The 25,656-nt window shown below is 66.6% G+C and carries 17 protein-coding genes and 10 pseudogenes; 8 read left to right on the top strand and 19 right to left on the bottom strand.

Translation table 11 applies throughout. The features are described from left to right. The first annotated feature begins 23 nt into the window (after positions 1-23). The 4 genes and pseudogenes from ACUDAL_RS03465 to lnt all read left to right on the top strand — a co-directional run bounded on the left by ACUDAL_RS03465 (position 24) and on the right by lnt (position 4,023). The gene (locus ACUDAL_RS03465; protein WP_444677154.1) at positions 24-1,115 is read left to right on the top strand and encodes a PhoH family protein; all 1,092 of its coding nucleotides are present in this window, start codon (positions 24-26) and stop codon (positions 1,113-1,115) included. Further along, entirely contained in the window at positions 1,112-1,642 is a 531-nt protein-coding gene (gene ybeY / locus ACUDAL_RS03460; RefSeq protein ID WP_444677153.1) for an rRNA maturation RNase YbeY, read from the top strand. Before ACUDAL_RS03465 ends, ybeY begins: the two co-directional genes overlap by 4 nt. Beyond that, a complete protein-coding gene (locus ACUDAL_RS03455) occupies positions 1,639-2,514 on the top strand; it encodes an HlyC/CorC family transporter (RefSeq protein ID WP_444677152.1) in 876 nt (291 codons plus the stop codon). Before ybeY ends, ACUDAL_RS03455 begins: the two co-directional genes overlap by 4 nt. A gap of 22 nt (positions 2,515-2,536) precedes the next feature. After that, a pseudogene (lnt, locus tag ACUDAL_RS03450) lies at positions 2,537-4,023 on the top strand (apolipoprotein N-acyltransferase). 101 nt (positions 4,024-4,124) lie between these two features. Here the strand turns inward: lnt and phaC are convergent. From phaC to prmB, 5 genes and pseudogenes are all read right to left on the bottom strand, one after another. Then, positions 4,125-5,965, bottom strand: a pseudogene (phaC, locus tag ACUDAL_RS03445) (class I poly(R)-hydroxyalkanoic acid synthase). 208 nt (positions 5,966-6,173) lie between these two features. Continuing rightward, complete coding sequence (locus tag ACUDAL_RS03440; RefSeq protein WP_444677151.1) at positions 6,174-6,611, bottom strand: phasin family protein; 438 nt, start codon at positions 6,609-6,611, stop codon at positions 6,174-6,176. A gap of 144 nt (positions 6,612-6,755) precedes the next feature. Beyond that, on the bottom strand, positions 6,756-7,160 hold the full coding sequence (locus tag ACUDAL_RS03435; protein WP_444677150.1) for a DUF6489 family protein: 405 nt from the start codon (positions 7,158-7,160) through the stop codon (positions 6,756-6,758). A 51-nt stretch (positions 7,161-7,211) separates the two neighbouring features. Further along, positions 7,212-8,296, bottom strand: a pseudogene (aroC, locus tag ACUDAL_RS03430) (chorismate synthase). Between the two features lie 30 nt (positions 8,297-8,326). Then, positions 8,327-9,279, bottom strand: a pseudogene (prmB, locus tag ACUDAL_RS03425) (50S ribosomal protein L3 N(5)-glutamine methyltransferase). Between the two features lie 119 nt (positions 9,280-9,398). On the opposite strand from prmB, the pseudogene ACUDAL_RS03420 reads away from it, so the two are divergent. Next, positions 9,399-9,973: pseudogene (locus ACUDAL_RS03420) on the top strand (Smr/MutS family protein). Between the two features lie 10 nt (positions 9,974-9,983). Here ACUDAL_RS03420 and ACUDAL_RS03415 read toward each other — a convergent pair. From ACUDAL_RS03415 to ACUDAL_RS03405, 3 genes are all read right to left on the bottom strand, one after another. Beyond that, positions 9,984-11,039, bottom strand: coding sequence for a patatin-like phospholipase family protein (locus tag ACUDAL_RS03415; RefSeq protein WP_444677149.1), 1,056 nt, complete (start codon positions 11,037-11,039; stop codon positions 9,984-9,986). 29 nt (positions 11,040-11,068) lie between these two features. Next, complete coding sequence (locus tag ACUDAL_RS03410) at positions 11,069-11,788, bottom strand: alpha/beta hydrolase (protein ID WP_444679298.1); 720 nt, start codon at positions 11,786-11,788, stop codon at positions 11,069-11,071. Positions 11,789-11,921: 133 nt separating this feature from the next. After that, entirely contained in the window at positions 11,922-12,737 is an 816-nt protein-coding gene (locus ACUDAL_RS03405; protein ID WP_444677148.1) for an alpha/beta fold hydrolase, read from the bottom strand. 227 nt (positions 12,738-12,964) lie between these two features. Between ACUDAL_RS03405 and ACUDAL_RS03400 the strand changes: the two are divergent. After that, positions 12,965-13,911 (top strand): annotated as a pseudogene (locus ACUDAL_RS03400) (AEC family transporter). An 8-nt stretch (positions 13,912-13,919) separates the two neighbouring features. Here ACUDAL_RS03400 and ACUDAL_RS03395 read toward each other — a convergent pair. The 10 genes and pseudogenes from ACUDAL_RS03395 to ACUDAL_RS03350 all read right to left on the bottom strand — a co-directional run bounded on the left by ACUDAL_RS03395 (position 13,920) and on the right by ACUDAL_RS03350 (position 22,744). Continuing rightward, positions 13,920-14,228 (bottom strand): antibiotic biosynthesis monooxygenase family protein, encoded by a 309-nt coding sequence (locus ACUDAL_RS03395; RefSeq protein WP_444677147.1) that lies wholly within the window; start codon positions 14,226-14,228, stop codon positions 13,920-13,922. 13 nt (positions 14,229-14,241) lie between these two features. Continuing rightward, positions 14,242-14,712 (bottom strand): phosphohistidine phosphatase SixA, encoded by a 471-nt coding sequence (gene sixA / locus ACUDAL_RS03390; RefSeq protein ID WP_444677146.1) that lies wholly within the window; start codon positions 14,710-14,712, stop codon positions 14,242-14,244. Further along, positions 14,709-15,781, bottom strand: a pseudogene (locus ACUDAL_RS03385) (NAD(P)H-dependent glycerol-3-phosphate dehydrogenase). The gene sixA and the pseudogene ACUDAL_RS03385 overlap by 4 nt, the downstream one beginning before the upstream one ends. 118 nt (positions 15,782-15,899) lie before the next feature. Continuing rightward, positions 15,900-17,341: pseudogene (locus ACUDAL_RS03380) on the bottom strand (NAD(P)(+) transhydrogenase (Re/Si-specific) subunit beta). Positions 17,342-17,357: 16 nt separating this feature from the next. Beyond that, positions 17,358-18,927, bottom strand: a pseudogene (locus ACUDAL_RS03375) (Re/Si-specific NAD(P)(+) transhydrogenase subunit alpha). A gap of 257 nt (positions 18,928-19,184) precedes the next feature. After that, positions 19,185-21,089, bottom strand: a complete 1,905-nt coding sequence (gene htpG, locus ACUDAL_RS03370) for a molecular chaperone HtpG (RefSeq protein WP_444677145.1) — start codon at positions 21,087-21,089, stop codon at positions 19,185-19,187. A 92-nt stretch (positions 21,090-21,181) separates the two neighbouring features. Then, positions 21,182-21,433, bottom strand: coding sequence for a PaaI family thioesterase (locus ACUDAL_RS03365; RefSeq protein ID WP_444677144.1), 252 nt, complete (start codon positions 21,431-21,433; stop codon positions 21,182-21,184). Further along, positions 21,406-21,651 (bottom strand): hypothetical protein, encoded by a 246-nt coding sequence (locus tag ACUDAL_RS03360; protein ID WP_444677143.1) that lies wholly within the window; start codon positions 21,649-21,651, stop codon positions 21,406-21,408. Before ACUDAL_RS03360 ends, ACUDAL_RS03365 begins: the two co-directional genes overlap by 28 nt. Continuing rightward, positions 21,644-22,048, bottom strand: coding sequence for a PaaI family thioesterase (locus ACUDAL_RS03355; RefSeq protein ID WP_444679297.1), 405 nt, complete (start codon positions 22,046-22,048; stop codon positions 21,644-21,646). Before ACUDAL_RS03355 ends, ACUDAL_RS03360 begins: the two co-directional genes overlap by 8 nt. 246 nt (positions 22,049-22,294) lie before the next feature. Continuing rightward, positions 22,295-22,744 (bottom strand): hypothetical protein, encoded by a 450-nt coding sequence (locus tag ACUDAL_RS03350; RefSeq protein WP_444679440.1) that lies wholly within the window; start codon positions 22,742-22,744, stop codon positions 22,295-22,297. Between ACUDAL_RS03350 and ACUDAL_RS03345 the strand changes: the two are divergent. Beyond that, positions 22,631-24,309, top strand: a pseudogene (locus tag ACUDAL_RS03345) (transglycosylase SLT domain-containing protein). The gene ACUDAL_RS03350 and the pseudogene ACUDAL_RS03345 overlap by 114 nt on opposite strands. Before the next feature lie 28 nt (positions 24,310-24,337). Here ACUDAL_RS03345 and ACUDAL_RS03340 read toward each other — a convergent pair. Next, positions 24,338-24,979: a LysE family translocator gene (locus tag ACUDAL_RS03340; protein WP_444677142.1), complete on the bottom strand. Its 642-nt coding sequence runs from the start codon at positions 24,977-24,979 to the stop codon at positions 24,338-24,340. A gap of 344 nt (positions 24,980-25,323) precedes the next feature. On the opposite strand from ACUDAL_RS03340, the gene ACUDAL_RS03335 reads away from it, so the two are divergent. After that, a complete protein-coding gene (locus ACUDAL_RS03335; RefSeq protein WP_238977855.1) occupies positions 25,324-25,530 on the top strand; it encodes a cold-shock protein in 207 nt (68 codons plus the stop codon). Positions 25,531-25,656 lie beyond the last annotated feature (126 nt).

Raw genomic sequence — 25,656 nt, 5'->3', positions numbered from 1 at the left:
GCTGGGAGCAACACTCGCCACGCATGGATCCCATTGTCTTGAGCCAGCACGCCTCTCAGGCCAACCGTATCATCACCTTGAGCCTCGAACCCAACGATCCGCAGCGCCTGGCCAACCTCTGCGGGCAGCGCGATGAACACCTCAAGCTGGTCGAGGATCGCCTCGGGGTCACGCTGCGCAACCGCGGCAACGTCTTTCAGCTGGCTGGCCCCGGGCACCGCGTCAAGGCGGCAGCCAACGTGCTCGAGCACCTCTACCGCGAAGCGGAAGCCAGCGATCTCGCCCCCGATACCGTGCACCTGTTCCTGCAGGAGTCAGGCCTCGAGGCGCTGGACGAGGAGGAAGGCCCCAGTGACGACGAGATGCTGCTGCGCACCCCCAAGCTGCTGATCAAGCCGAGGGGCCAGAACCAGCAGAACTACGTCGCAAGCATTCGCCAGCACGACATTAACTTTGGCATCGGCCCGGCCGGCACCGGCAAGACCTACCTGGCGGTGGCGGCGGCGGTGGAAGCGCTCAACCAGCAGCAGGTACGGCGCATCCTGCTGGTACGCCCGGCGGTGGAAGCTGGTGAAAAGCTCGGCTTTCTGCCCGGCGACCTGGCGCAGAAGATCGACCCCTACCTCCGCCCCCTCTACGATGCCCTCTACGAGATGCTGGGGTTCGAGCAGGTGGGCAAGCTGATCGAACGCCAGGTGATCGAAATCGCCCCGCTGGCCTACATGCGCGGCCGCACCCTCAACAACGCCTTCATCATTCTCGACGAGAGCCAGAACACCACTCGAGAGCAGATGAAGATGTTCCTGACCCGCATCGGCTTCGGCTCCACCGCCGTCATCACTGGTGACGTGACCCAGGTCGACCTGCCGCGCGGGCAGAGCTCGGGGCTGATCCAGGTGCTCGAGGTGCTCAGGGGCACCGCCGGTATCGGCGTGACCCACTTCGCCGCCAAGGACGTGGTGCGTCACCCGCTGGTGCAGCGCATCATCGAAGCCTACGAGAGCTTCGAGGCCGACCAGGAAGTGCAGGAACGGGCTCGACGCGAAGCGCGCGAGCGCGAGCGCGAAGCCCTGCGCCAGGAGCGCGAGCGCCACAGGAGCGACGGCAGCGCATGAGTCACGGTCCGCTGATCGACCGACAGGTCGCCTGCACCGCCAACGAGCTGCCCGACCTCGCCTCCCTCAACGCCTGGGTGGCGGCGGTACTGGCGCGGTTCCCCGACGAGACGCGCCATGAGCTGACCGTGCGCTTCGTCGACGCTGAGGAAAGCCAGACGCTGAACCGCGACTACCGCGGCAAAGACCGCCCCACCAACGTGCTGTCGTTTCCGTTCGAAAACCCGCCCGGGCTGGTGCTCCCGCTGCTTGGAGACCTAGTGATCTGTCACCCCGTCGTTGCCGAGGAGGCTCAGGCTCAAGGCAAGCGGCTTTCCCATCACTATGCGCATCTGGTGGTACACGGCACCCTGCACCTGCTCGGCCATGACCACCAGGAAGAGAGCGAGGCCGAGGCCATGGAACAGCTCGAACGCGAGATTCTGACCGGCTTCGCCATCGACGATCCCTATGCCCCGGCGCAGCTCGAGGCGCCTGGGCACGACCCATCCGGCGGCGATGACGAGAACAAGAGGCGCGACCGATGAGTGACGACCGAACGACCGGCCCGGGCGGCAGGTCCTGGCTGGACAGACTGCTCGGTGCCCTGTCAGGCGACAGCGAAGGGCCCAGCTCCCGCGACGAGCTCATGGGCTTTCTGCGCGAGGCCGCCACGCGACTGAAGCTCGAGCAGGATGCGCTGACGATCATCGAGGGTGCGCTGCAGATCAGCGACCAGCAGGTTCGTGAGGTGCTGATCCCGCGCTCCCAGGTGGTGGCGATCGCCGCCGACCAGCCTGCCGAGGAGTACCTCGCGCTGATCCACGAGACGGGCCACTCGCGCTACCCGGTGGTTGGCGAGAACCTCGACGAGGTCAAGGGCCTGCTGCTGGTCAAGGACCTGCTGCGCCTGCTCAACTGCCCCGAAGAGGAGCGCGAGCGCTTTCGCCTCGAGGACGTGGTGCGACCGGTCATGTTCGTGCCCGAATCGAAGCGACTCAACAGCCTGCTCAAGGAGTTCCGCGATACCCACAACCACATGGCGGTGGTGGTGGACGAGTATGGCGGCACCGCCGGCATCGTTACCATCGAGGATATCCTGGAACAGATCGTCGGTGACATCGAGGACGAGCACGACACCGAAGAGGACGACGACATCCGCGAGCTGGGCGAAGGGCGCTACGCGATTCGCGCCCTGACGCCCATCGAGGACTTCAACGAGCGCTTCGGCACCGAGTTTTCCGACGACGAATTCGATACCGTGGGCGGCCTGGTGATGCAGCGCTTCGGCCATCTGCCGGGGCGCGGCGAGCATACCGAGCTGGGCGGCTGGCGCTTCACCGTGCTCAATGCCGATAATCGCCGGATTCGCCTGCTGGAAGCCGTGCCGGATGACGGCCACGGTACTCAGGAAGAGTGATCCCACGACACAAGGAACCACGATCTCCCATGACCGAAACGCGATTCCCCCGGCTCTCGGTTATCTCCTGGCGCTGGTCGCTGGGGTGCTGGTCACCCTGACCGCTTCGCCCTTCGAACTCTGGTGGCTCGGCCCGGTAGCGGTCGGCCTGATGTACCTGGGCTTTCACCAACTGACCCCGGGGCAGGCGGCGCTAAAGGGCTGGCTGTTCGGCATCGGCCTGTTCGGCTCCGGCGCCTCCTGGGTGTATGTTTCCATTCACGACTATGGCTACACCGGGATGCCCCTGGCGGTGTTCCTCACCTCACTGTTCGTGGTCGCCATGGCGCTGTTCGTGGCCGTGGCGCTGTGGCTGTATCGCCTGCTGTGCGGGCCGCGCCTGGCCTTTCTCTCCTTTGCCGGCGCCTGGGTGCTGGGTGAATGGCTGCGTACCTGGCTGTTCACCGGCTTCCCTGGCTGCTGCTGGGCAACGCCCATGTGGATTCACCCCTGGCCGCCTGGGCGCCCATCGGCGGGGTCTACGCACTGTCGTTGATCACCGCGCTATCGGGCACTCTTGGCGTCGAATTCCTGCGCCGCCGCTGGTGGGCCGCCGCCCCCGTAGCGGCACTGTGGATCGCCCCGCTGCTGCTGCCGACCGCATGGACCGAACCGGCCCGCGAACCGCTGCGCATCGCGCTGCTGCAGGGCAACCTGCCGCAAGAGATCAAGTGGACCGAGCAAGGCCGGCGCGTCGCGGCCAACACCTACCTGGAGCTGACCCGCGAGCTGCCCGACGACATCGACCTGGTGGTCTGGCCGGAGGCGGCCCTACCGATGTTCGAAGATGAGGCGGAACCGCTGCTGGCCAGAGCTCAGGCCCAGTTGGCCCCCGGCAGCGCGCTGCTCACCGGCATCCTGCAACGCGACGATGAGGGCCGCTATTTCAACAGCGTCGTCGGCGTGGGCAACGCCGAGGGCCAGTATCGCAAGGAGCACCTGGTGCCCTTCGGCGAATACCTGCCCCTGGAGCGCTGGCTGCGTGGCACCATCGCCTTCTTCGACCTGCCGATGCCGGCCATGACGCCGGGGCCAAGCGGGCAGCTGCCGATACGCGCCGCCGGCACGGTGATCGGCAACGCCATCTGCTACGAGATCATCTACGCCGACCTGGTGGCGAGGCGCGCCATCAACGCCGAGCTGCTGCTGACGGTCTCCAACGACACCTGGTTCGGCGAGTCGATCGGCCCCCTGCAGCACATGCAAATGGCACGCCTGCGCGCACTGGAGAATGGCCGCTACGTGGTGCGCGCCACCAGCAACGGCGTAACCGCCATCATCGACCCAACAGGGCGCGTCACCGCGCGGCTTCCCCAGTTCGAGACCGCCGCGCTGGTCGGTGAAGCCGTGCCCATGCAAGGCCTCACTCCGTTCACGCGCACCGGCAGCGTGCCGGTCTGGCTGCTCTCCGCCCTACTGATGCTGCTGGGCCTGCACAACAGGAAGCAGCCCCAGCCGCAGGTTCAGTGATTGCAGGCGCCCTTATAGCAGCAAGCGCCCACCGCTTGGTGGGCCTTGTTTATTATGCGCTGCCGCTGCGGCTGTCGCCGCGAACGGCGCTGGCTCAGGGCTCAGGCGCCGTCCGACGCAGCCACCTCGCCGAGCACCTCGGGGATGGTCATGCGCACATAGCGCCCCGGCGCCTCTTCCAGCAGCGGCAGCTCACCGTCACCCGGCTGGCGGGCCGGCACCCGCTTGGCCGCATCGGCATAGCCGTTGTCGGTCATCCACTGCTGCCAGTGCGGCCACCAAGAGCCCTCGTTGGCTTTCGCCCCTCGAGCCAGGCCTCGTGGGTCTCGGGCAGTGAATCGTTGGTCCAGTAGCCATACTTGTTCTTGTGCGGCGGGTTGACGACACCGGCGATGTGACCGGAGCCGCCCAGCACGAAGGTGACCGGCCCCTTGGGCAGCAGCGCACCGTAATAGGTACTGTTCCACTTTGCGATGTGGTCTTCACGGGTCGAGACGAAGTAGCTCGGCGTGGAGATCTTGCGCAGGTCGATGCGCACGCCGTCGAGCTCGATCCCGCCGGGCTCCACCAGCCGATTCTCCAGGTACATGTGGCGCAGGTACCAGCCATGGGTGCCGGCCGGCAGGTTGGTGCCGTCGGAGTTCCAGTACAGCAGGTCGAACGGTGCCGGGTTCTCGCCCTTCAGGTAGTTGCTGACGTAGAACGACCAGAACAGGTCATTCTCGCGCAGCAGGTTGAAGGTGTAGGCCATGGAGCGGCCGTCCAGGTAGCCGGCCTCGGCCATGCGCGCCTCGAGCCCGTTGAGGATCGGTTCACCGAGCAGCACGCCGAGTTCGCCGGGGTCGCGGAAGTCCTGCAGCGTGGCCATGTAGGTCACGGACTTCACCTTGCGCGCCCGCCGGGTGCTGGTGAGATAGGCCACCGTAGAGGCGGTCAGAGTGCCGCCGATGCAGTAGCTGACCACATTGACCGACTTCTCGCCGCAGGCCTGCTCGATGGCATCCATGGCGCTGATCGGCCCCATCTGCATATAGTCGGCCCAAGTCAGGTCGCGCTGCTCGGGGCCGGGGTTGCGCCACGAGATCAGGAAGACCGTGTGGCCCTGGTCCACCAGCCACTTGACGAAGGAGTTGTCCTGGCGCAGGTCGAGGATGTAGTACTTGTTGATCCAGGGCGGCACGATCAGCAGCGGGGTCTTGAACACCGTCTCAGTGCTAGGCGTGTACTGGATCAACTGGATCAGTTCGTTCTCATAGACCACGTGGCCCGGAGTCACCGCGATGTTGCGACCGATCTCGAAGGCGCTGCGGTCGGTCATCACGACGTTGAGGCCGTCGGAGGAGTTGGCCAGGTCCTGGCGCAGCTGATTGAGGCCGCTGACCAAGTTTTGGCCCTTGGTCTCCAGCGTGCGTCGCATCACCTCCGGGTTGGTGGTGATGAAGTTGGTCGGCGCCATGGCATTGACGACCTGGCGGGCATAGAACGCCAGATTGCGCTTCTGCTTCTCGGACAGGCCTTCGAGCTGTTCGACAAGCTCCTCCACCGTGCGCGAGAACAGCAGGTACTGCTGCATGATGGCGCGGTAGTAAGGGTCCTGGTTCCAGGCGTCGTCCTTGAAGCGTCGATCCCCCTTGGGCGGGGCCACCAGCGGCTCGATCGCTTCGCCCGACAGCAAGCGCAGCCCCTGCTGCCATAGCTGGTACTGGTCCTGCAGCAGGCGTGTCTGGGTCTGCCACAGCAGCTGGGGGCTGCGGGTCAGCGACTCGGCGCCGGCCTTGAATGCCTCGCACATCTCACCCTTGATGGAGTCGGCCGCCGAATCAGGGGTCATGCGTTCGAGCATCTCCTGCATCAGCGCCTGGTACTGCTGGCCGATCTCCTTGAGCTGCGTGTTCCATTCGTCCAGCTCGGCCTGGGATGTCACTTCCAACCCTGACTGCATTCTGCCCCCTCCTGTTTCTCGATAACGCCCAGATCTTTAGCGCCGTAATCAAATAACGCCCTGATCGATAGCGCCCTGACGGGCGGCGCCACGCTACCGATGGTGCGCAGTGCCTCACGAATGCGAGCCGCCCCCATGCTCATTGTCATCGTTGGTCATGGAGGCAGCGCTGCCGCCGGCGCCTGGCCGAACGGCGGTTTCTTCGATCTCAGCTCTTGCGGGAAGCCTGGCTGTTGGCCTTGGCGGGCGCGTCAGGCTTGCTCGCCTCGTCTTCCTTGGCGGTGCCGCCGCTGGCCGGTGCCTGCTCGCTGAGCTGCTGGCTGACTTCGCCGAACAGCTTTTCCAGCTCGGAGCGGAACTGCTGGCTCATTTCGCCCATGGCCTGCGCGTCTTCCATCATCTGCTGCGAGAGCTCGCGCATCATCTCTACCTGCTGCGCGCCGAACTCCTGCAGGTCGCGCACGTCCTTGATCTCAGACGCGCTGCGCATGCGCTCGGTGCCCAACTGGCTATAGCGCTTCATGGCCTCGAGCTGATACTCGGTCATCTTTTCCATGTTGCCGAGCATGACGGAGTTCAGCTTGCGCATGGGTTCGAAGAACCGGCGAGTCTGCTGATTGAAGTTGTCGAGCATCTTGTCCTGCATGGTGGGTAACCTCCTGTGGGCCGTTGCATGCGGGCGCAGCTATCGCAGTCAAGTCGAGCGTCTCATGCTGCACCGCACAAAGCGTAGCCTGACGCCGCCTTGGCCGCAACCTCATTTCCCTACCGCGGCTGCCGCATGCAAAACCTATTCGGAGCGTCGCGACCGCGAGCGGGCACTGGCCGCCTTGGCTCGGCCTGACGCCGGCTGGTTGGCCGCGGCAGCCGACGCCTCCCCTTCCGCCGACTTCGACGCCGCCTGGCCGGAAGCGCTGCCCGCCTGGCGCAGCATGTCGAGCATCATCTGCTGGTAGGTACCGAAGCTCGCCAGGCCCTGCGAAAGCCCCTGCGACAGCCCTTGGGTCATGTTCTGCGACAGCCCCTGCTGCAGGAACGGCTGCATCAGGCTCATCGGGTCGTACCCCTCCGCCCCCGACTCCATCTGCTTGTAGATACGCTCGAGCAGATCCTTCTGGAAGGCCTCGACATCGGGCAGCCCCAGCGAGCGACGAAACTCTTCCGGGGTCAGGTCAAATTCGACGTTGATCTTCATGCCAGCTCCTGCGCAGGTGTTTCCCAACAGTGTAGCAACATACAGCCTCGCTCAACGCAAAACCGGCGTGGCGACCCGCACCTCGGCGTTTTGCGCGCGGTGGCGCAGCAGGTGATCCATCAGGGTCAGCGCCATCATCGCCTCGGCAATCGGCGTGGCGCGGATGCCGACGCACGGGTCGTGGCGTCCCTTGGTCACCACCTCGACCGGATTGCCGTGCACGTCGATGCTGCGCCCGGGCAGCGTGATGCTAGAGGTGGGCTTGAGCGCCAGGTGCGCCACGATCGCCTGGCCACTGGAGATGCCACCGAGTACGCCACCGGCGTGGTTGGAGAGAAAGCCCTGCGGCGTCAGCTCGTCGCGATGCGCGCTGCCACGCTGCGCCACCGCGGCGAAGCCGTCACCGATCTCCACCCCTTCACCGCATTGATGCTCATCAGGCCGTGGGCCAGCTCGGCATCGAGGCGGTCGAACACCGGCTCGCCCAGCCCCGGCGGCACGCCTTCGGCCACCACGGTGATCTTCGCACCTACCGAGTCCTGGTCGCGGCGCAGCTGATCCATAAAGGCTTCGAGTTCGGGCACGCGTGCCGGGTCGGGGCAGAAGAAAGGATTGTCGTTGACCGTCTCCCACTGCTTGAAGGCGATCTCGATGGGGCCGAGCTGGCTCATGTAGCCGCGCACGCTGATGCCCTGGCCGGCCAGGTACTTCTTGGCAATGGCGCCGGCGGCAACGCGCATGGCGGTTTCCCGGGCGCTGGAGCGTCCGCCGCCGCGATAGTCGCGGATGCCGTACTTGTGGTGATAGGTGTAGTCGGCGTGGGCGGGACGGAACTGCTCCTTGATATTGCCGTAGTCCTTGGAGCGCTGGTCGGTGTTCTCGATCAGCAGGCCGATCGAGGTGCCGGTGGTCACGCCCTCGAACACGCCGGAGAGGATGCGCACCTGGTCGGGCTCGCGGCGCTGGGTGGTGTGTCGCGAGGTGCCGGGGCGGCGACGATCGAGATCGTGCTGCAGATCAGCCTCGCTGAGCGGCAGCCCGGGCGGGCAGCCGTCGACGATGGCGCCCAGCGCCGGGCCGTGGCTCTCGCCGAAAGTGGTGACGGTGAACAGCTTGCCGAAGGTGTTGCCGGACATGGACGTGCCTCCCGATATCGTGAAGGGGGATCAGGCGAAGGACGCCGCGTGGGCGTCGAGTTCTGCGGCAGTGAGGGCGAACACGCCCTGACCGCCGCGCTCGAAGTCGAGCCACACGAAGGGCACCTCGGGGAAGGCCGCCTCCAGGTGGCGATCGGAGTTACCCACCTCGACGACCAGCACGCCGTCATCGGTGAGATACTGCCGCGCCTCACGCAGGATGCGGCGTACCACGTCGAGTCCGTCGGCACCGGCGCCCAGCGCCAGCGCCGGCTCGTGGCGATACTCAGCGGGCATGGTGGCCAGGTCGTGGGCATCCACATAGGGCGGGTTGGAGAGGATCAGGTCGTAGCGCTGGCCGGCCAGCCCCTCGAACAGGTCGGAGAGCACCGCGCGCACCCGCAGACCCAGGTCGTGGCGCTGGATGTTCTGCCGCGCCACCGCCAGCGCCTCGGCGCTAACGTCGGAGAGATCCACCTCGCAGGTGGGCAGATGCAGCGCAGTGGCGATACCGATGCAGCCGGAGCCCGTGCAGAGATCGAGCACCCGCGCCGGCGGCTCCTCGGGGAACCAGGCCTCGAAACCGCTCTCGATCAGCTCGGCGATGGGCGAACGAGGAATCAGCACGCGCTCGTCGACATCGAACGGGAAACCGGCGAAAAACGCCTCGCCGAGCAGATAGGGCAGCGGCTTGCGACTGGCGATACGCTCGCGCACCAGGCCGACAATTCGCGCTCGCTCCAGGGGCAGCAGGCGCGCCTCGAGCACACCCGGGTCAATGTTCCACGGCAGGTGAAGGGCGCCCAGCGTCAGCGCCACGGCTTCGTCCCAGGGGAATCGGTGCCGTGGCCGTGGAACAGCCCGGCCAGGTGGAACTCGCTGGCCGCCCAGCGCAGGAAGTCGCGCAGGGTGACGAGATCGCGACACAGCACGTCGTCATCCAGGGTGAGGGTCGAGCGGGAGTCGAAGGGGGAGTTGGCCACGAAAGGTCCTGCGCAGGTCGTTTAGGGTCGATGCCTCGATTGTACCCGCGGCGGCTGGCGGTTCACAGCCAGGCTCAGGCCGTTATACTGGGCCGCTCGACGACAGCAGACGAGCTACCATGACCCAGCGCCAGCCGCCCGACGATGATGACGACGCCAACGCCTTCCGCCAGGCGCTGCGCGAAGCCGGCGTACGCCGCATTGCCGTCAACCGTGCCGACCCGGGGCGGCCGCGGCGCCATGACCCGGCGGCCGCCGAGCGTCGCGCGGCGGCGGTGGCGGCGGACACCTCCGAGAGCGCCAGCCGCACCAGCGACGGCCGCGTGGAGCCGGTGCGGCCATCGGAATTCCTCGACTTCGCCCTGCCCGACCTGCCCTACCGCACCCGCAGCCAGCTCAAGCGCGGCCAGATCGCCTGGGAGGCGGGCCTCGATCTGCACGGCTACAGCCTCGACGAGGCGCGCCTGGAGCTGGAAGGCTTTCTCAAGGAAGCGGTGGGCAGCCGCATGCGCTGCGTGCTGGTGGTGCACGGCAAGGCGTGGGGCAGCACGGCGGATTACCCGGTGATCAAGAGCCACGTCAACGCCTGGCTGCGCGAATGGCCCGCGGTGCTGGCGTTCTGCTCGGCACGGGAGATCGAAGGGGTACCGGCGCCGTCTATGTGCTGCTGCGCCGCCGCGGGCAGAACGCTTAGCCACGTAAACCTAGCCGGTACCTCCACCCGACTGGTGGTCGGCAGGCATCTGCGGCGGCTCGACGATCATCCCGCCGCTGCCCCCATCGCCGCTGTGCGTGCGCCCCTCGTAGCGGTCCAGCGCCTCAAGGGCCAGGTGGCGTCCCAGACGAATCAACGCATCGGCGCGGTGGAACTCGAAGGCGCCGCAGACCGTCTTGGGCACCTCGATCAACACGTCCGGCGGATAGCCGGCAACCTTGTACTTGGCCAATGAGGCCTGGGTGATGTCGAACGAGGCCAGGATCATGTCGAGCCGGCCCCAGGCCCGCCCGGCGCTGGCTGCCCGGCCACGCCGACCGCCGTCAGGCTCCCCTTCGGCATCTCCTCCCAGCCCCTCGAACAGCCAGCGGGTCGCGCCGCGCACGTCCATCCAACCCTTGGCCGCGGCTTCGGCTTCCATCGCGGGCTCCTCCTCGGCCGGCAGCAAATCCTCCAGCGACACCGGCCGCGCGCTGTGGGCGGTCACGTTGACGGCCAGCAGCATGTCCGCGTGGGCCGAGACCGTCGGGGTGATCGGCAAGGGGTTGAGCAGGCCGCCATCGACCAGGGTGCTGTCGCCGACATGCACCGGCGTGATGACGCCCGGTATGGCGATGGAGGCACGAATGGCCCGCAGCAGCGACCCCGACTGGAACCACACTTCGCGCTGGCGCGCCAGGTCGGTGGCCACGGTGGTGAGGGGAATCGGCAGGTCCTCGATCTGGATGTCGCCGACCAGCTCCTCGAGCTTGCTCATCACCTTGTTGCCGCGCATGGCCCCCATCGGGCTGAAGGTGACATCAACCAGCTTCAGCACGTCGAAATAGTCGAGCTGGCAGACCCAGTCGCGGTAGGCTTCGAGCTGCCCAGCGGCATAGACCCCAGCGATGACCGAGCCCATCGAACAGCCCGAGAGCGCGACGATCTCGTAGCCCCGCTGCTCCAGTACCTCGATCACGCCGATGTGCGCGTAGCCGCGCGCCCCGCCGCTGCCCAGGGTTAGCGCCACGCGCTTGCCCAACTCTACCGCCTGCCTGCTGCTCATTGCGCCGCTCCTTGTCGTCATGCGCTTGGCTATCGCGCCAGCCAGGCCGCCACGGCCTCGGCCACGGCCGGCGCATGGGCGGGCTCCAGGTGCAGGTGATGCCCGCCGGCCAGCACCTTCCGTGTCAGCCGCGGCACCGCCGCTCGGGCGGCCCTGGCCGGCTCCCGCTCGCCGAGGATGCCCGTTTCTCCTTCGATCAGCAAAACCGGCGCCGGGATCGCGCCGAGCAGGGCCAGGGTCTGCTCGGGGCAAAGCCGTACCGGCGAGGGCCACAGCAGCCGGCCATCGGTACGCAGGCGCACATGCCCCTCGCCATCCCGCGCCAGGTTGCGCTCGACCAGCGGCGTCGCGGTTTCGGCATCGATCGGCGTCACGCCTCCGGCCACTCGCGCTGCGACAGCCGTTCTTGCATCAGGATAGCGCGGCGCCGCCGAGCGCGGGCGCCTGGCCGCTTCCAGCCCCTTGCGCAGCTGGCTGGCACAGCCCTCGGCCGGTGTGGTGACGGACCCCAGGCCGTCGATCAGCATCAGCCGCTCGACCCGCTCGGGCAGCGCCGCGGCGGTCAGGCAAGCCACCCCGGCACCCATCGAATGGGCCAGCAGCGAGAGCCGCTCAAGCCCCAGGGAGTCGGCGGCATCGAGCAGATCGTGGCAATAGTCCCACAGGGCATAGTCGCCTTCACGATGCTCGGAATGGCCATGGCCGGCGAAGTCCAGCGCGACGATGCGAACACCAAGGCGCTCGACCAGCAGCGGCGCCAGGCGCGTGAAGCTCGCCGCGTTGTCGAGCCAGCCGTGCAGCGCCAGCCAGGTCGGCGCCTCCCGGTCGCCCCAGGCCAGGCCGGCTAGCCGCCCTGGGCCAGGCGTAGCGCTTGCGGTGCCGTCATCGTGAGGCTCCTAGCAGGTCGTCGAGGATGGTCAGCAGGGCGCTGCGGGTCTCGTCCGGGTGCTCCATGGGAAACATATGGGTACCCGGCACCAAGCGCACGGCAATGCCGTGGCGCTCGAGCCGCCGCCGTCGCTTGGGCGTGATCAGGTCCGACTCGCTGCCCGCCAGCAGGCCGAAGGGTACCTGCAGCCGCCGCGGCAGCCGGGTGAGATGATCGGGCAGGTGGCGGAAGATTTCGGTCTCGATCGCCGCGTCATAGACCAGCTCGGCGGCGCCGTCGTCGCGCAGCCGCGTGCCGCCCTCCACGTAGTCCTGCAGCGCCTCGGGCGTGAAGCGCCGGAACAGGCTGCGGCGGCGCAGGTGGTTGGCCATGGCGTCGCGGGTGGGCCAGGCGGTGCGGCGCCCCTTCGACTTGCCCGCGGGCGTCACGCGGTCGACGAAGCCGAAGCGCTTGGCCAGCTTCATGCTCCAGGCATCCAGCCCCAGCATCAGCGGCGGATCGAGCATCACCACACAGCGGAACCGCTCGGGGGCCTGCTCGGCGGCCATCGCCATCAGCACACCGCCCATGGAGTGGCCGACGCCGATGACCGGGCCGCTTTCATCCATCACATGCTCAAGCAGTTCATCGCGCAGGGCCAGCCAGTTGGGCCCCACCGGGTAGCTCGGATGGTGCCCCAGCCGGTCCACCGGATGGATGTCGAAGCGCGCCCGCAGCGGGGTCAGCAGGCTACGATAGCTCATGCCGGGAAAGCCGTTGGCGTGAGCGAAGACCAGGCGTGGCCGCCCGGAACAGGCGTGTTCGTTCATGTTCAGGATTCCAGAATGAGACGAGGCTATCGCCGGTGGCGATAGCAGGCTAACGGGTTTACTCTATCGCGCCAAGTCGACCTCCGACCCAATGTTCACCGCCCTGCCCTGGAGCTCTTGCATGTCACGTCCCCCCAAACCCCGGCGCGATACCCGCGTGCGCAATCGTGTGTTCTTCATTACCGTGATCGCCGCCCTTATCGTCGGCCTGTGGCTGGCTCGCTGACATGAGTCTCTCCGCGCTCTTTCTTGCCACGCTGGAAGTCACCCTGCCGGTATTCGCCATGGTCTTCATCGGCCTGGGCCTCAAGCGACTGGGCTGGATCGACCAGGCCTTCATTGCCACCGCCTCGAGCCTGGTGTTCAAGGCCACCATGCCGACGCTGATCTTCCTCAGCATTATCAAGGCCGACCTTGACGCGACGCTCAACCCCGCCCTGCTCGGCTTCTTCGCACTGGCCACCTTGGGCAGCTTCCTGCTGGCCTGGGGCTGGGCCATCCTGCGTGTGCCCTACGTCGACCGCGGCGTCTATGTGCAGGGCGCCTTTCGCGGCAACTGCGGCATCGTCGGCCTGGCCCTGGCTGCCGGCATGTACGGTGACTACGGGCTCTCCGCCGGGGGCTGCTGCTGGGTGTGGTGATCCTCACCTATAACGCCTTTTCGGTGATCGCCCTAGCCACCTACCAGGAGGGCAAGAGCGCCGACTGGCGCAGCATCATCCACCATATCGTGCGCAACCCGCTGATCCTATCGGTGGTCGCCGCGGTGCCGGTAGCCGCCTTGGAGCTGCGCCTGCCGGGTTGGCTGATGACCTCGGGCGAGTACTTCGCCTCGCTGACCCTGCCGCTGGCGCTGATCTGCATCGGCGCCACCCTGTCGCTGGGTTCAATCCTGGAGTCCGGGCGGCTGGCCACAGGCGCCAGCCTGATGAAGATGGTTACGCTGCCGCTGGCGGCCACTCTGGCGGCCTGGCTGGTCGGCTTCCAGGGGCGCGAGCTGGGCGTGCTGTTCCTGTTCTTCGCCAGCCCCACGGCGGCCGCCAGCTTCGTGATGGTGAAGGCGATGGGCGGCAACGCCGCGCTGTCTGCCAACATCATCGCGCTGACCACCCTGATGGCCAGCCTGACCATCACCCTCGGGGTATTCACCCTGAAGGTGGCCGGCTGGATCTAGGAAACGGCTTAGTGGTCGGTGCGGATAATTACCTCGAACTGCTCCAGGCCGCCGCCCTCGCCAACCGCCTCCTTGGGCATGGGGTTGGCGTGGGCACGCTTGAAGTCATCGCTGCCGACCCAGGCGCGAAAGGCCTCCTGGCTCTCCCACTCGGTTTCCACGACATAAGGCGCCTGGTTGCCCAGCGGGCGCAGCACGCGCATGGCGACGAAGCCCGGCTGCTTGTCGATTTCCCCGGCACGGGCGCGAAAGCGCGCCTCGAAGTCCTCCTCGTAGCCCGGCAGGACCGCGACGCGATTATTGACGATGAAGCGCATGGTGACGTCCCTTTCAGCGAATGTCGGTAGGTGTCATGAAGCGTAGCAGGCGCGCGCAGCCTGCGGCCCACACCTCGCCTTCCAGCTCGGCCACACCGGCGGTGGGAAAGCCCAGACCACGTTCGGCGCGCCCTTCGCTCAACAGCCCGGTCAACGCCCCGACCAGCGGCATATGGCTGACCAGGATCCGCGGCAGCACCGCCTGGCCTTCCAGCAGCCAGCCGCAGACCGCCTGGGGCGGGTCGTCGGGCGTGATGATCGGCAGCAACTCGGGCTCGACGCCCAGCTCGGCGGCCAGGTGCGCCGCGGTCTGCCGCGCACGCAGGTAGGGGCTGGTGTACAGTCGCGCCCCGCCCGGCAGCTCCCGTGCCAGCCAGGCGGCCATGCGCTGCGCCTCGGCATGGCCGCGCTCGCTCAGCTCGCGGGCACGGTCGGGATAACCCGGCCCGGCATCGCCGTGGCGCATCACGAACAGCCGCATCATGGCTTGGCCTCGCCCGCCTCGACGCGCCGGTGCGCCTGCTGCACGGCTTCCCGCGGCAGCACGAACTCCACGTCGCTGCTCTGCTCGCCGCGCATCAGCATGCGCGCCATTTCACGCGCCGGTACCTCTTCGAACAGCACCTGATAGAGCCCTTCGGCCAGCGGCATGTAGACGCCGTCCGCCCGCGCCTTGTCGCGCACCAGGCGCACGGTGTTGACCCCTCGGCGACCTGGCCCAGGGCCGCTACTGCCTCGTCAAGGTTCTTGCCCTGGCCCAGGGCATAGCCCACGCGATAGTTGCGCGAGAGCTGCGAGGAGCAGGTCACGATCAGGTCGCCCACCCCGGCAAGACCAAGGAAGGTCATGGGGTTGGCGCCCAGGCTCACGGCGAAGCGACCCATTTCGGCCAGCGCCCGGGTCATGAGCATGCTGCGGGTGTTCTCACCCATGCCCAGCGCCGCCGCCATGCCGGCGGCGATGGCATAGATGTTCTTCAGCGCACCGCCGAGCTCGACGCCGTAGCGGTCGTTGCTGGCATAGACCCGGAAGTAGTCGCAGCTCAGCGCCTGCTGCACGCGGGTGCGGGTCAGCGCATCGTCGCTGGCCACCACGGTGGCGGTGAGCTGCTTCTGCGCGATCTCGGTGGCCAGGTTCGGGCCGGAAATCACGCCGATGTGGGCAAAGCCGGTCTCCTCCTCGAGGATCTGGCTCATTAGCTTGAAGCCTTCCTCCTGGATGCCCTTGGTGGTACTGACCAGGATCTGGTCGGCATTGAGCCATGGCCGCGCCTGGCGCACCACGTCACGAAAGGCCTGGGAGGGAATCGCCACCAGCACCAGCTCGGCGCCCTCGAGCACTTCACCCATGTCGCTGGAGGCGCGCACCGCCGGGTTGATGGCGTAGTCCGGCAGGTAGCGCGAATTGCGATGCTCGCAGTTGATCTGGGCAGCCAGCTCGGGGTCGCGCAACCACTGGCATACCCTGTTGCCATTGTCGGCGGCGATGCTCGCCAGCGCGGTACCGAAGCTGCCGCCCCCTAGAACTGCTACCCGCATGGGTTCGTCTGCCATGTCTGCCCCGCGAAATCGGTCATGAAACGGAAGAAATTGCCCTGAGTGTAACGAAGAATGCCCCTTGCGGGGGCATTCACACCAACGCTCGGCGCGAGGTCAGGGTCTCGCGAGCGCCTCAGTCGATCAGCGACAGCAGGGAGTCGATGCTCTCTCGGGCGTCACCGTAGAACATCCGCGTGTTCTCCTTGTAGAACAGCGGGTTCTCGATGCCGGAGTAGCCGGTACCCTGGCCCCGCTTGCACACGAACACCACGCTGGACTTCCACACCTCGAGCACCGGCATGCCGGCGATGGGGCTGTTGGGGTCGTCCTGGGCCGCCGGGTTGACGATGTCGTTGGAGCCGATGACGATCACCACGTCGGTCTTAGGGAAGTCATCGTTGATCTCGTCCATCTCCAGCACGATGTCGTAGGGCACCCGCGCCTCGGCCAGCAGCACGTTCATGTGTCCCGGCAAACGCCCGGCCACCGGGTGGATGGCGAAGCGTACTTCCTTGCCGGCCGAGCGCAGCTTGCGCACCAGCTCGCTGACGGCGTTCTGGGCTTGGGCTACCGCCATGCCGTAGCCCGGCACGATGATCACGCTGTCGGCGTTGTTCAGCGTGCTCGCCACGCCGGCGGCATCGATCGCCACCTGCTCGCCCTCGATCTCGGCGGCCGGCCCTGGGTGCCGCCGAAACCGCCCAGGATGACGCTGACGAAGTTGCGGTTCATCGCCCGACACATGATGTAGGAGAGAATCGCCCCCGAGGAGCCGACCAGCGCGCCGGTGACGATCAGCAGGTCATTGGAGAGGGTGAAGCCGATCGCCGCCGCCGCCCAGCCGGAGTAGCTGTTGAGCATCGACACCACCACCGGCATGTCGGCGCCACCGATGCCCATGATCAGGTGCCAGCCGATGAAGAACGACAGCACCGCCAGCAGCAGCAGCGTCCAGAAGCCCGCCCCGTTGAGATAGAGAATGGCCAGCAGCAGCGACAGCGCCGCGGCACCGGCGTTGAGCATGTGCCCACCGGGCAGCTGCTGCGGCTTGCCGTCGACCTTGCCCGCCAGCTTGCCGAAGGCGATCACCGAGCCGGTGAAGGTCACCGCGCCGATGAAGATGGCGAACACCACCTCGATCTGCAGGAACATCAGCTCGTCGGGGGCCTTGGTCGCCACCAGGGCGGCAAAGGCGGAAAACTCCTGGTACCCCGCACCAAGCGCCTGGGCGGCCATCACGCGGCGACGCTCGAGATCGGCGTTCCAGGCCACGAACACCGCGGCCAGGCCGACGAAGCTGTGCAGCGCCGCCACCAGCTGCGGCATCTCGGTCATGGCCACCCGCTTGGCTACGTACCAGCCGATCACCGAACCGATTGCGATCATCGGGATCATCAGCCAGTAGTGGCCGATCCCCGGGCCCAGGGCGGTGAACAGCACCGCCACGCCCATACCGACGATGCCATACCACACCGCCCGCTTGGCCTTCTCCTGATTGCTCAGCCCGCCTAGGGAGAGCACGAAGAGGACACTTGCCGCGATAGCCGCGGCCGATACAAAACCTTGTGCCAACATGACTTGTCTCCGGCGCTCAGGATTTCTGGAACATGGCCAACATGCGGCGGGTGACCAGGAAGCCCCCCACGATGTTGATGGTGGCGATCAGCACCGACACTGCCGCCAACAGCACGACGAGCCAGTTACCTGAACCGATCTGCAGCACGGCCCCCAGGATGATGATGCCGGAGATGGCATTGGTCACCGCCATCAACGGTGTATGCAGCGAGTGGCTGACGTTCCAGATCACCTGGAAGCCGACGAAGCAGGCCAGCACGAAGACAATGAAGTGCTGCATGAACGAGGCCGGGGCGATCTGGCCCAGCAGCAGCATCAGCGCACCGCCGACCCCGAGCAGGGTCACCTGGCGCTTGGTCTGGGCCTTGAAGGCGGCATGCTCGGCGGCACGCTTCTCCTCAGGCGTCGGCTCCTTGACCTTCTCCTTGGGCTTGGCCGCGGCAATGGCCTTCACCTTGGGCGGCGGCGGCGGGAAGGTGATCTCGCCCTGGTGCGTCACGGTGGCCCCGCGAATCACGTCGTCTTCCATGTCGTGCACGATCGCGCCGTCCTTCGCCGGCGTCAGATCGGTGAGCATGTGGCGAATGTTGGTGGCGTAGAGCAGCGACGACTGGGTCGCCATGCGCGACGGGAAGTCGGTGTAACCGACAACGGTCACGCCGTTGTCGGTGACCACCTTCTCGTTCGGCACGGTGAGATCGCAGTTGCCGCCCTTCTCGGCGGCCAGGTCGACGATCACCGACCCCGGCTTCATCGCCTTGACCATCTCCTCGAGCCACAGCTTGGGCGCCGGGCGGCCCGGGATCAGCGCGGTGGTGATGACGATGTCGACCTCGGGGCCTGCTCGCGGAACAGCGCCAGCTGCTTCTCGCGGAACTCGGGGCTCGAGGGTGCGGCGTAGCCACCGGTACCGGAGCCGTCCTGGGCCTCCTCGAAGTCGAGGAACAGGAACTCGGCGCCCATCGACTCGATCTGCTCGGCTACCTCGGGACGCACGTCGAAGGCGCGTACCACGGCACCGAGACTGGTCGCCGTGCCGATGGCGGCAAGGCCGGCCACGCCCGCGCCGATCACCAGCACCTTGGCCGGCGGCACCTTGCCCGCCGCAGTGACCTGGCCGGTGAAGAAGCGTCCGAAGTGGTTGCCCGCCTCGATCACCGCCCGGTAGCCGGCGATATTGGCCATCGACGATAGCGCGTCCATCTTCTGCGCCCGCGAGATCCGCGGCACCATGTCCATGGCCACCACGGTCGCGCCCTTGGCCCGGCAGCGCTCCAGCAGCGCGTCGTTCTGAGCCGGCCAGAAGAAGCTGATCAGGGTCTGGCCCTCGCGCAGCCGATCGGCTTCCGCCTCGTTCGGCTCGCGCACCTTGATCACGATTTCGGCGGCCTGCCACAGCGCATCCGCGCCGTCGACCACCGTCACCCCGGCATTGCGATAGGCGTCGTCATCGAACCCGGCCGCCGCGCCGGCGCCGGATTCGACAAGACATTCGTGTCCAAGCTTCTGGATGAACTGCGCACTATCAGGCGTCAGCGCAACACGCGCTTCCCCTGGGCGAGCTCCTTGGGTGCACCAATCTTCACGTTGGATCTCCCTAATATGGTTATTGATATTTTCTATAGGCAATCCGGCTATTCTTACCTGAGCGTGCCGCATTGCACAACTGCAAAACGCGTTGTGCAAGCCATCAAAAAGCCCGGCTTATCTCATTGAAAAAAGGAAAAAATCATTAGGTGACGTTGACGTCAAGGTGAAGCACGGCGGTACAGGAGCAGACACGCCGAAGGCCGCCCGCGGGCGGCCTCCAGGGGACAGCGGCGCGCGGTGGCGCCGCATCGATTCAGGCCGTCAGCAGCGAATTGAGGCGCCGCACGTAGGCCGCCGGGTCGTCGAGATGGCCGCCCTCGGCGATGATCGCCTGGTCGAGCAGCACCAGCGCCAGCGCCTCGAAGCGCTCGCCTTCGGCGTCTTCCAGGCGCGCCACTAGCGCGTGCTCGGGGTTGAGCTCGAGGATCGGCTTGACCTCCGGAACCTTCTGTCCCGCCGCCTCCATGATGCGGCGCATCTGGAAACCCATCTCGTGCTCGGGCAGCACCACGCAGGCCGGGGAGTCGGTCAGCCGGTGGGTCACCTTGACCTCCTGCACAGCGTCGCCCAGCGCCTCTTTGACGCGCTTGACCAGTCCCTCCTTGGCCTTGGCGGTCTCTTCCTGGGCCTTCTTCTCTTCTTCGCCCTCGATGGTTCCCAGATCGAGCTCACCCTTGGCCACGTCGACGAAGCCTTTGCCATCGAAATCGTGCAGGTGGCTCATCAGCCACTCGTCGATGCGGTCATGCAGCAGCAGGACCTCGATGCCCTTCTTGCGGAAGATCTCCAGGTGCGGGCTCGACTTGGCCGCATTGAAGCCGTCGGCGACAATGTAGTAGATCTTCTCCTGCCCTTCCTTCATGCGCGACACATAGTCGGCCAGCGACTGGTCCTGGGTCGTGCTGTCGGTATGGGTGGTGGAGAAGCGCAGCAGGCCGGCAATCTTCTCGCGGTTGGCGAAGTCCTCCGCCGGGCCCTCCTTCAGCACGCTGCCGAAGGTGTTCCAGAAGGTCTGGTAAGCCTCCTTGTCCCTGGCCAGCTTGGTCAGCATGTCCAGCGCCCGCTTGGTCAGCGCGCTCTTGATCTTCTCGACCTTCGGATCCTGCTGCAGCAGTTCGCGGGAGACGTTGAGCGATAGCTCGCGGGTGTCGAGCACGCCCTTGATGAAGCGCAGGTAGAGCGGCAGGAACTGCTCGGCGTCGTCCATGATGAAGACGCGCTGCACGTAGAGCTTCACGCCGCGCGCCCCGTCGCGCTCGTAGAGATCGAACGGCGCACGCCCCGGCACGTAGAGCAGGCTGGTGTACTCCAGCTTGCCCTCGACCTTGTTGTGGCTCCAGGTCAGCGGGTCGGAGAAATCGTGGGCGACGTGCTTGTAGAACGCCTGGTACTCGTCGTCGGAGATCTCACCCTTGGGGCGCGACCACAGCGCCGTGGCCTCGTTGACGTTCTCCCAGGTGGTGACCTCGCTGCCTTCGATCGCCTTGCCTTCCTCATCCTTGGCCGCTTCCCTGCGCGGCATGCGCACCGGCACTTCGATATGGTCGGAGTACTTGCGCACCAAGCTCTTCAGGCGGTACTCATCGGCGAACTCCGTGGCGTCCTGCTTCAGGTGCAGGACGATCTCTGTGCCGTGCACCTCGCGCTCGAGGTCGGCCACGCTGAACTCGCCCTCGCCCCTGGAGCGCCACTCGACGCCCTCGGCCTTGTCGCTGCCCGCCTTGCGGGTACGCACGGTCACCTCGTCGGCAACGATGAAGCCGGAGTAGAAACCGACCCCGAACTGGCCAATCAGCCGCGCATCCTTCTGCTGCTCGCCGGAGAGCTGCTTGAGGAACTCGGCGGTGCCGCTGCGGGCGATGGTGCCGAGGTTCTGGATCACCTCGTCACGGTTCATGCCGATGCCATTGTCGCGCACGGTGACCGTGCCGGCCTTGGCGTCATGCTCGATCTCGATGCGCAGCTCGCTGTCGCCCTCGTAAAGCGCATCGTTGTCCAGCGCCGCGTAGCGCAGCTTGTCGCAGGCGTCGGCGGCATTGGAAATCAACTCGCGCAGGAAAATCTCCCGATTGGAATACAGGGAGTGAATCATCAGGTGCAGCAGCTGCTTGACCTCGGTCTGAAAGCCGAGAGTTTCCGCTTGGGTGGCAGTGGACATGGACCTTTTACCTCATGGCTGAACCAGTGGCGGCGCACTCGGCACCGCCCAACGCAGAACTGTTCAGCGATATGGGGCTGCCTGCGCCATTTTCAAGCGCTCTGCCCTTCCGGCTCTCCCAGCGCAAAGTGCAGGCGCGCCGTCGCCACCGGTTCGGTTTCGGCGCCCTGCCAGGCCTCCACCTGCACGTTGGCCATGCGCCGGCCCTCGCGCAGAAGCCGGCAGCGGGCATAGGTATCGACCACTCTCGCCGTGCGCAGGTAGTCGATGGAGAAGTCGATGATGCGCGGCAGCCGCGGTTCGCGCGTTGCCAGCATCAGGTCCAGCGAACCGGCGGTTTCCATGAAGGCAGCGACGACTCCCCATGCAGCGCCGGAAGCAGCACGTTGCCGATGTTGTGCGGCGCCGGCGCCAGGCGATACAGCACGCCCTCACCGTCCGGGTCGGGGATGGCGTCGATGCCGATATGGCGGGCATAGGGAAGCCGCGCCAACCAGGCGTTGACGTCGCCTTCGGCTCGCGTCTTGGCCAGCCAGGCCACGTCGTGGAAATCTTCAAGCATGATCGGCCTCACTGAACAGTGCCTCGGCAAAGCCCGGCGGCGTGCTGTGGGCGTCCAGGCGCACGAAGTTGCCGATGCCGCGCGCTATGGGGCGCTCGGGCTCCTGCCACACCGTGCCTTCGGTGAAGACGACGCTTTCGGTCACGCGCAGCACCCGCGCGCCGGCCAGCAGCGGCCGCCCCGCCAGCGCCGGCCGATAGTGGTCAATGCGCAGGTCCAGCGTGGGGCACACCTCGGGTGCCGGAAGGCCGCACAGGACCGCCGACCCGCACACCGTGTCCAGCAGCATGGTCAGCACCCCGCCATGCACTAGCCCCCGCGTGGTATCGCCCAGCAGCTCGTCACGCCACGGCAGCCGCATACGTACCTCCGGCGGCGCCACCGAAAGCACTTCCAGCCCAAGCTCGCGGGTGTGGGGAATGATCGTGACAAAGCGCGATAGCGCCTGGCGCCAGGCCTCGGGGAATGCCCCTCACCGGCGTTGGGGCCAGTGCTTTTCTGGTGTGTCACAGGGAGCCTCCGCGGCATTCTAACAAGTGTTTGAATTGTGCGCTCAGACTAGCCTGCCGCCGTCGGCAAGACAAGGCGCCAAACTTTCTTATCTCCCCACGAAAGGCAGCGGAACCCCCTGCCCGCGACCCACTCAAATATGCTCCAATGAAATCCCATCCCTGAGAAACACCATCGCCTTCCGGAGGCCGTCATCATGCGTTACCGCCACCCGGTTCGCCGCACCGCCACCTGGCTCGCCGCCGCAGCACTCAGCCTGCCCGTCCTCGCCCAGGCTCAGCCCAGCGACAGCGCGCTGCGCGACGCGCTCGCAGCCGCCCGCAACCAGCAATGGGAGCGGGTTGACGAGCGCGCCATCGAGGGCCATGTGCTGGCCGGCTACGTGGAATATCACCGCCTGCGCAACCGCCTGCCCCAGGCCGAACCGGCCCAGGTGCTCGACTTCATCGAGCGCCACCGGGACGCGCCGCTGGCGGAGTGGATACGCGGCCAGGCGATCAGCCGCTACGGCGAGGCCGGTCGCTACGCCAGCGTGCTGGCCGTGGCCGACGGCGAGCCCAGCGGCGCCGAGCGCCAGTGCCACTACTATACGGCGCTGCTGGGCAGTGCCCCCAGGCGGCCGCCGAAGCCGGGCGCAAGCTGTGGCGCGTGGGACAGTCGCAGCCTTCGGCCTGCAATACGCTCTTCGAGCGACTCAGGGCCAGCGGCGAGATCAGCGAATTCGACGTCTGGGAGCGCAAGATGCTGGCCTGGCAGCAGGGGGAAAGCAGCCTGTCGAGCTTCCTCGGCCGCCAACTGGGCAGCCGCTGGCAGGAAGCGCGTGACGCCAAGGCGCGCCTGCAGAGCAGCTATGCCGCGGTCACCCAGGTACCTACCTGCCTCGGCCCCGAGTGCCGTGGCAGCGGCCCGCTGTTCGCCGCCGCCATGCACGGCTTTACCCGCGCCGACACCGAGGCGGCCTTCGAGGCCTGGCGCAAGATCGCCCCGCACCTGCCGATCGAGGAGGCGTACCGTCACGCCATCGAGGAGGACCTGATCTTCTATTCGCTGGTACGCAATGTGGCCAACAACCGCGGCTGGGTCGATGACGCCCTGCCGCGCATCGCCACGCCGCGCGTGCTGGAGCTACGCGTCCGCCACGCCCTGGCGGGACGCGACTGGGCCGACGCGCTGCGCTGGCTGGAAATGATGCCCGAGGAGAGCCTGAGCGAAAGCCGCTGGCAGTACTGGAAGGCCCGCGCCCACGAGCAGCTGGGCGACCAGCAGCGTGCCGATGTTGCCTACGCCCTGGCCGCTCAGGGCCGCAACTTCTTCGGCTTCGCCGCCGCCGACCGCATTGGTCGCTCCTACTCGCTGAACCTGGAGCGCAGCGGCTTCGACGAACACTACCGCGAAGAAGTCGCCCGCTGGCCGGCGGTGCTGCGCACCGAAGCCCTGATGCGCATCGGCGAGGAGGGGCTGGCCAACAGCGAATGGCTGAACGCCGTGGCCACCGCCACCCCGCGCGAAGCTAGGGCACTGGCCGATTACGCCCAGCGCCGCGGCTGGCATGCACGTCTGGTGCAGACCACCATTACCGCAGGCATGTGGGACGCACTCGACTGGCGCTTCCCCGAAGCCTATCGCGAGCACTTCCTGTATTGGGGCAACCATACCGGCGTCGACCCCTTCCTGCTGATGGGCATCGCCCGCCGCGAAAGCGCCTACAACCCGGTGGCACTGTCGCCGGCCGGCGCCCGCGGGCTGATGCAGATCATGCCCGGCACCGCTACCCAGCTCAGCCGCCAGCTGGGCGTCAGCGACCCGGGACCCTACGGCATCCTCGACCCCGAGCTCAATATCCGCTTCGGCAGCGTCTACATTCGCGACATGATCGCCCGCTACCGTGGCAATCGCCTGGCCGCGGCGGCCGCCTACAACGCCGGCCCCGGACGGGTCGACCGCCGGCTGCGCGAGGCCCCTGAGGAGTTCGATCTGTTCGTCGAAACCATCCCCTTCCGCGAAACGCGTGACTACGTGCAGGCCGTGCTCTCCTACCGCGTCATCTTCGAGAGCCTCGCCAACGGCGGCAGCTCCGAAGGCGTGTCGATGCTGAGCCCGGCCGAAACCACGGTGCGCTACGATGGCCTGCTGCTGGCGCGCAACTGAGGCGAGACAGGCCGGCCAACCGGTGCGGCTAAGGCTGGCGCTCGAAGGCCAGCTTGAGCCCAAAGGCGACCAGCACGGCGCCGGTCGCGCCGTTGAGGGTAGTCGTGAAGCGTCGGCTGCCGAGCAGGCGGCCGGCGCTGCCCACGGTCATGACGATGGCGATCTGCCACAGGTTGGCGATTATGAAGTGCACCCCCGCCAGCCACAGCGACTTGAGTAGCGCCGGGTCGGTGGGCGCGATGAACTGCGGCAGGAAGGCCATGTAGAACACCACCGTCTTGGGGTTGAGCACGTTGGAGAGCAGCCCTTCGCGGATCGGGCGCCAGACGGGCAGCGCCTCGCGCCTGGCCGCCATGGCCGCCACCGGCAGCCCTTGGCCTCGTCGGGCCGCCAGCAGGCTGGTCATGCCCAGCCACACCAGGTAGCCGGCCCCGATCAGCTTCAGCAGTTGGAAGGCCCAGGCCGACTGCATCAGGATCAGCGAGATACCCAGCGCCGAGACAGTGGCATGCACGAACAGCCCGCAGCAGATCGCCACGCTGGTGAGCACCCCGTCGCGCACCCCGCCTCTCGCCGTGTTGCGGATCACCAGCAGCGTATCCACACCCGGGCTCATCGAAAGCAGCGTGATGGCGATCACGAAGGGCCAGAACTGAGCATCGAAAAACATCGGAAACTCCCGGCTGCGGGGCTAGTGAGGCGAGCGGCAATTCTATGCGAGAGGGCGCCTGCAGAACATTGCATCGCCCCTTGGGCCAGCCCAAGATTGCTGGACGCTCCGATTTTTTCTATCTACAGTGGAACAGCGGGCGACATGGCAGGCAAGGTCGATCAAACAACACCGGGCCAACCTGTCGCAACGACCGCTGCGTAGGACAGCAAGGTGAAAGTCGCCTGTTGGATTTCGAGCCATCGATACACCCGAAGCGCATTTACCTTGACTCGCCCACGCACTTCGGGCCCGGCACGGCCGAGTGCCCAGCATGATCAATCAGTAAGCAAGGAAATTCGACAATGGCAACCGGCACTGTCAAGTGGTTCAACGATACCAAGGGTTACGGCTTCATCTCCCCGGACGACGGCGGAGACGATCTGTTCGCGCACTTCTCCGAGATTCAGGCTGACGGCTTCAAGACCCTGCAGGACGGCCAGAAAGTCACTTTCGAGGTCACCCAGGGCAAGAAAGGCCTTCAGGCCTCCAACATCCGGGTTGCCAACTAAGGCCTCGGCCTGGCGCACTCCTCGGCGGGCCTGCCAGCAGGCCCGCCGAACGAAAGGCCCACCGTCAGGTGGGCCTTATTGTTTGGCAAGTCCTTAAATCAGCCTCTTGTACCGGCCCCATGTAAC

Source organism: Halomonas sp. E19 (assembly GCF_052439355.1).
GTDB lineage: Bacteria > Pseudomonadota > Gammaproteobacteria > Pseudomonadales > Halomonadaceae > Halomonas.
The sequence above is the reverse complement of the archived record's forward strand: the minus strand, read 5'-3'. Positions and strand labels throughout refer to the sequence as shown.

Excerpts from the sequence above, each read along its gene's own strand:
- ACUDAL_RS03405 (WP_444677148.1), bottom strand. The coding sequence starts at position 12,737 with ATGAACGAACACGCCTGTTCCGGGCGGCCACGCCTGGTCTTCGCTCAC.
- ACUDAL_RS03415 (WP_444677149.1), bottom strand. The coding sequence starts at position 11,039 with ATGAGCAGCAGGCAGGCGGTAGAGTTGGGCAAGCGCGTGGCGCTAACC.
- ACUDAL_RS03455 (WP_444677152.1), top strand. The coding sequence starts at position 1,639 with ATGAGTGACGACCGAACGACCGGCCCGGGCGGCAGGTCCTGGCTGGAC.
- ACUDAL_RS03365 (WP_444677144.1), bottom strand. The coding sequence starts at position 21,433 with ATGGAAACCGCCGGTTCGCTGGACCTGATGCTGGCAACGCGCGAACCG.
- ACUDAL_RS03465 (WP_444677154.1), top strand. The coding sequence starts at position 24 with ATGGATCCCATTGTCTTGAGCCAGCACGCCTCTCAGGCCAACCGTATC.
- ACUDAL_RS03340 (WP_444677142.1), bottom strand. The coding sequence starts at position 24,979 with ATGTTTTTCGATGCTCAGTTCTGGCCCTTCGTGATCGCCATCACGCTG.
- sixA (WP_444677146.1), bottom strand. The coding sequence starts at position 14,712 with ATGATGCGGCTGTTCGTGATGCGCCACGGCGATGCCGGGCCGGGTTAT.
- ACUDAL_RS03395 (WP_444677147.1), bottom strand. The coding sequence starts at position 14,228 with ATGCGCTTCATCGTCAATAATCGCGTCGCGGTCCTGCCGGGCTACGAG.
- ACUDAL_RS03435 (WP_444677150.1), bottom strand. The coding sequence starts at position 7,160 with ATGAAGATCAACGTCGAATTTGACCTGACCCCGGAAGAGTTTCGTCGC.
- ACUDAL_RS03360 (WP_444677143.1), bottom strand. The coding sequence starts at position 21,651 with ATGCTTGAAGATTTCCACGACGTGGCCTGGCTGGCCAAGACGCGAGCC.
- htpG (WP_444677145.1), bottom strand. The coding sequence starts at position 21,089 with ATGTCCACTGCCACCCAAGCGGAAACTCTCGGCTTTCAGACCGAGGTC.
- ybeY (WP_444677153.1), top strand. The coding sequence starts at position 1,112 with ATGAGTCACGGTCCGCTGATCGACCGACAGGTCGCCTGCACCGCCAAC.
- ACUDAL_RS03440 (WP_444677151.1), bottom strand. The coding sequence starts at position 6,611 with ATGCAGGACAAGATGCTCGACAACTTCAATCAGCAGACTCGCCGGTTC.
- ACUDAL_RS03335 (WP_238977855.1), top strand. The coding sequence starts at position 25,324 with ATGGCAACCGGCACTGTCAAGTGGTTCAACGATACCAAGGGTTACGGC.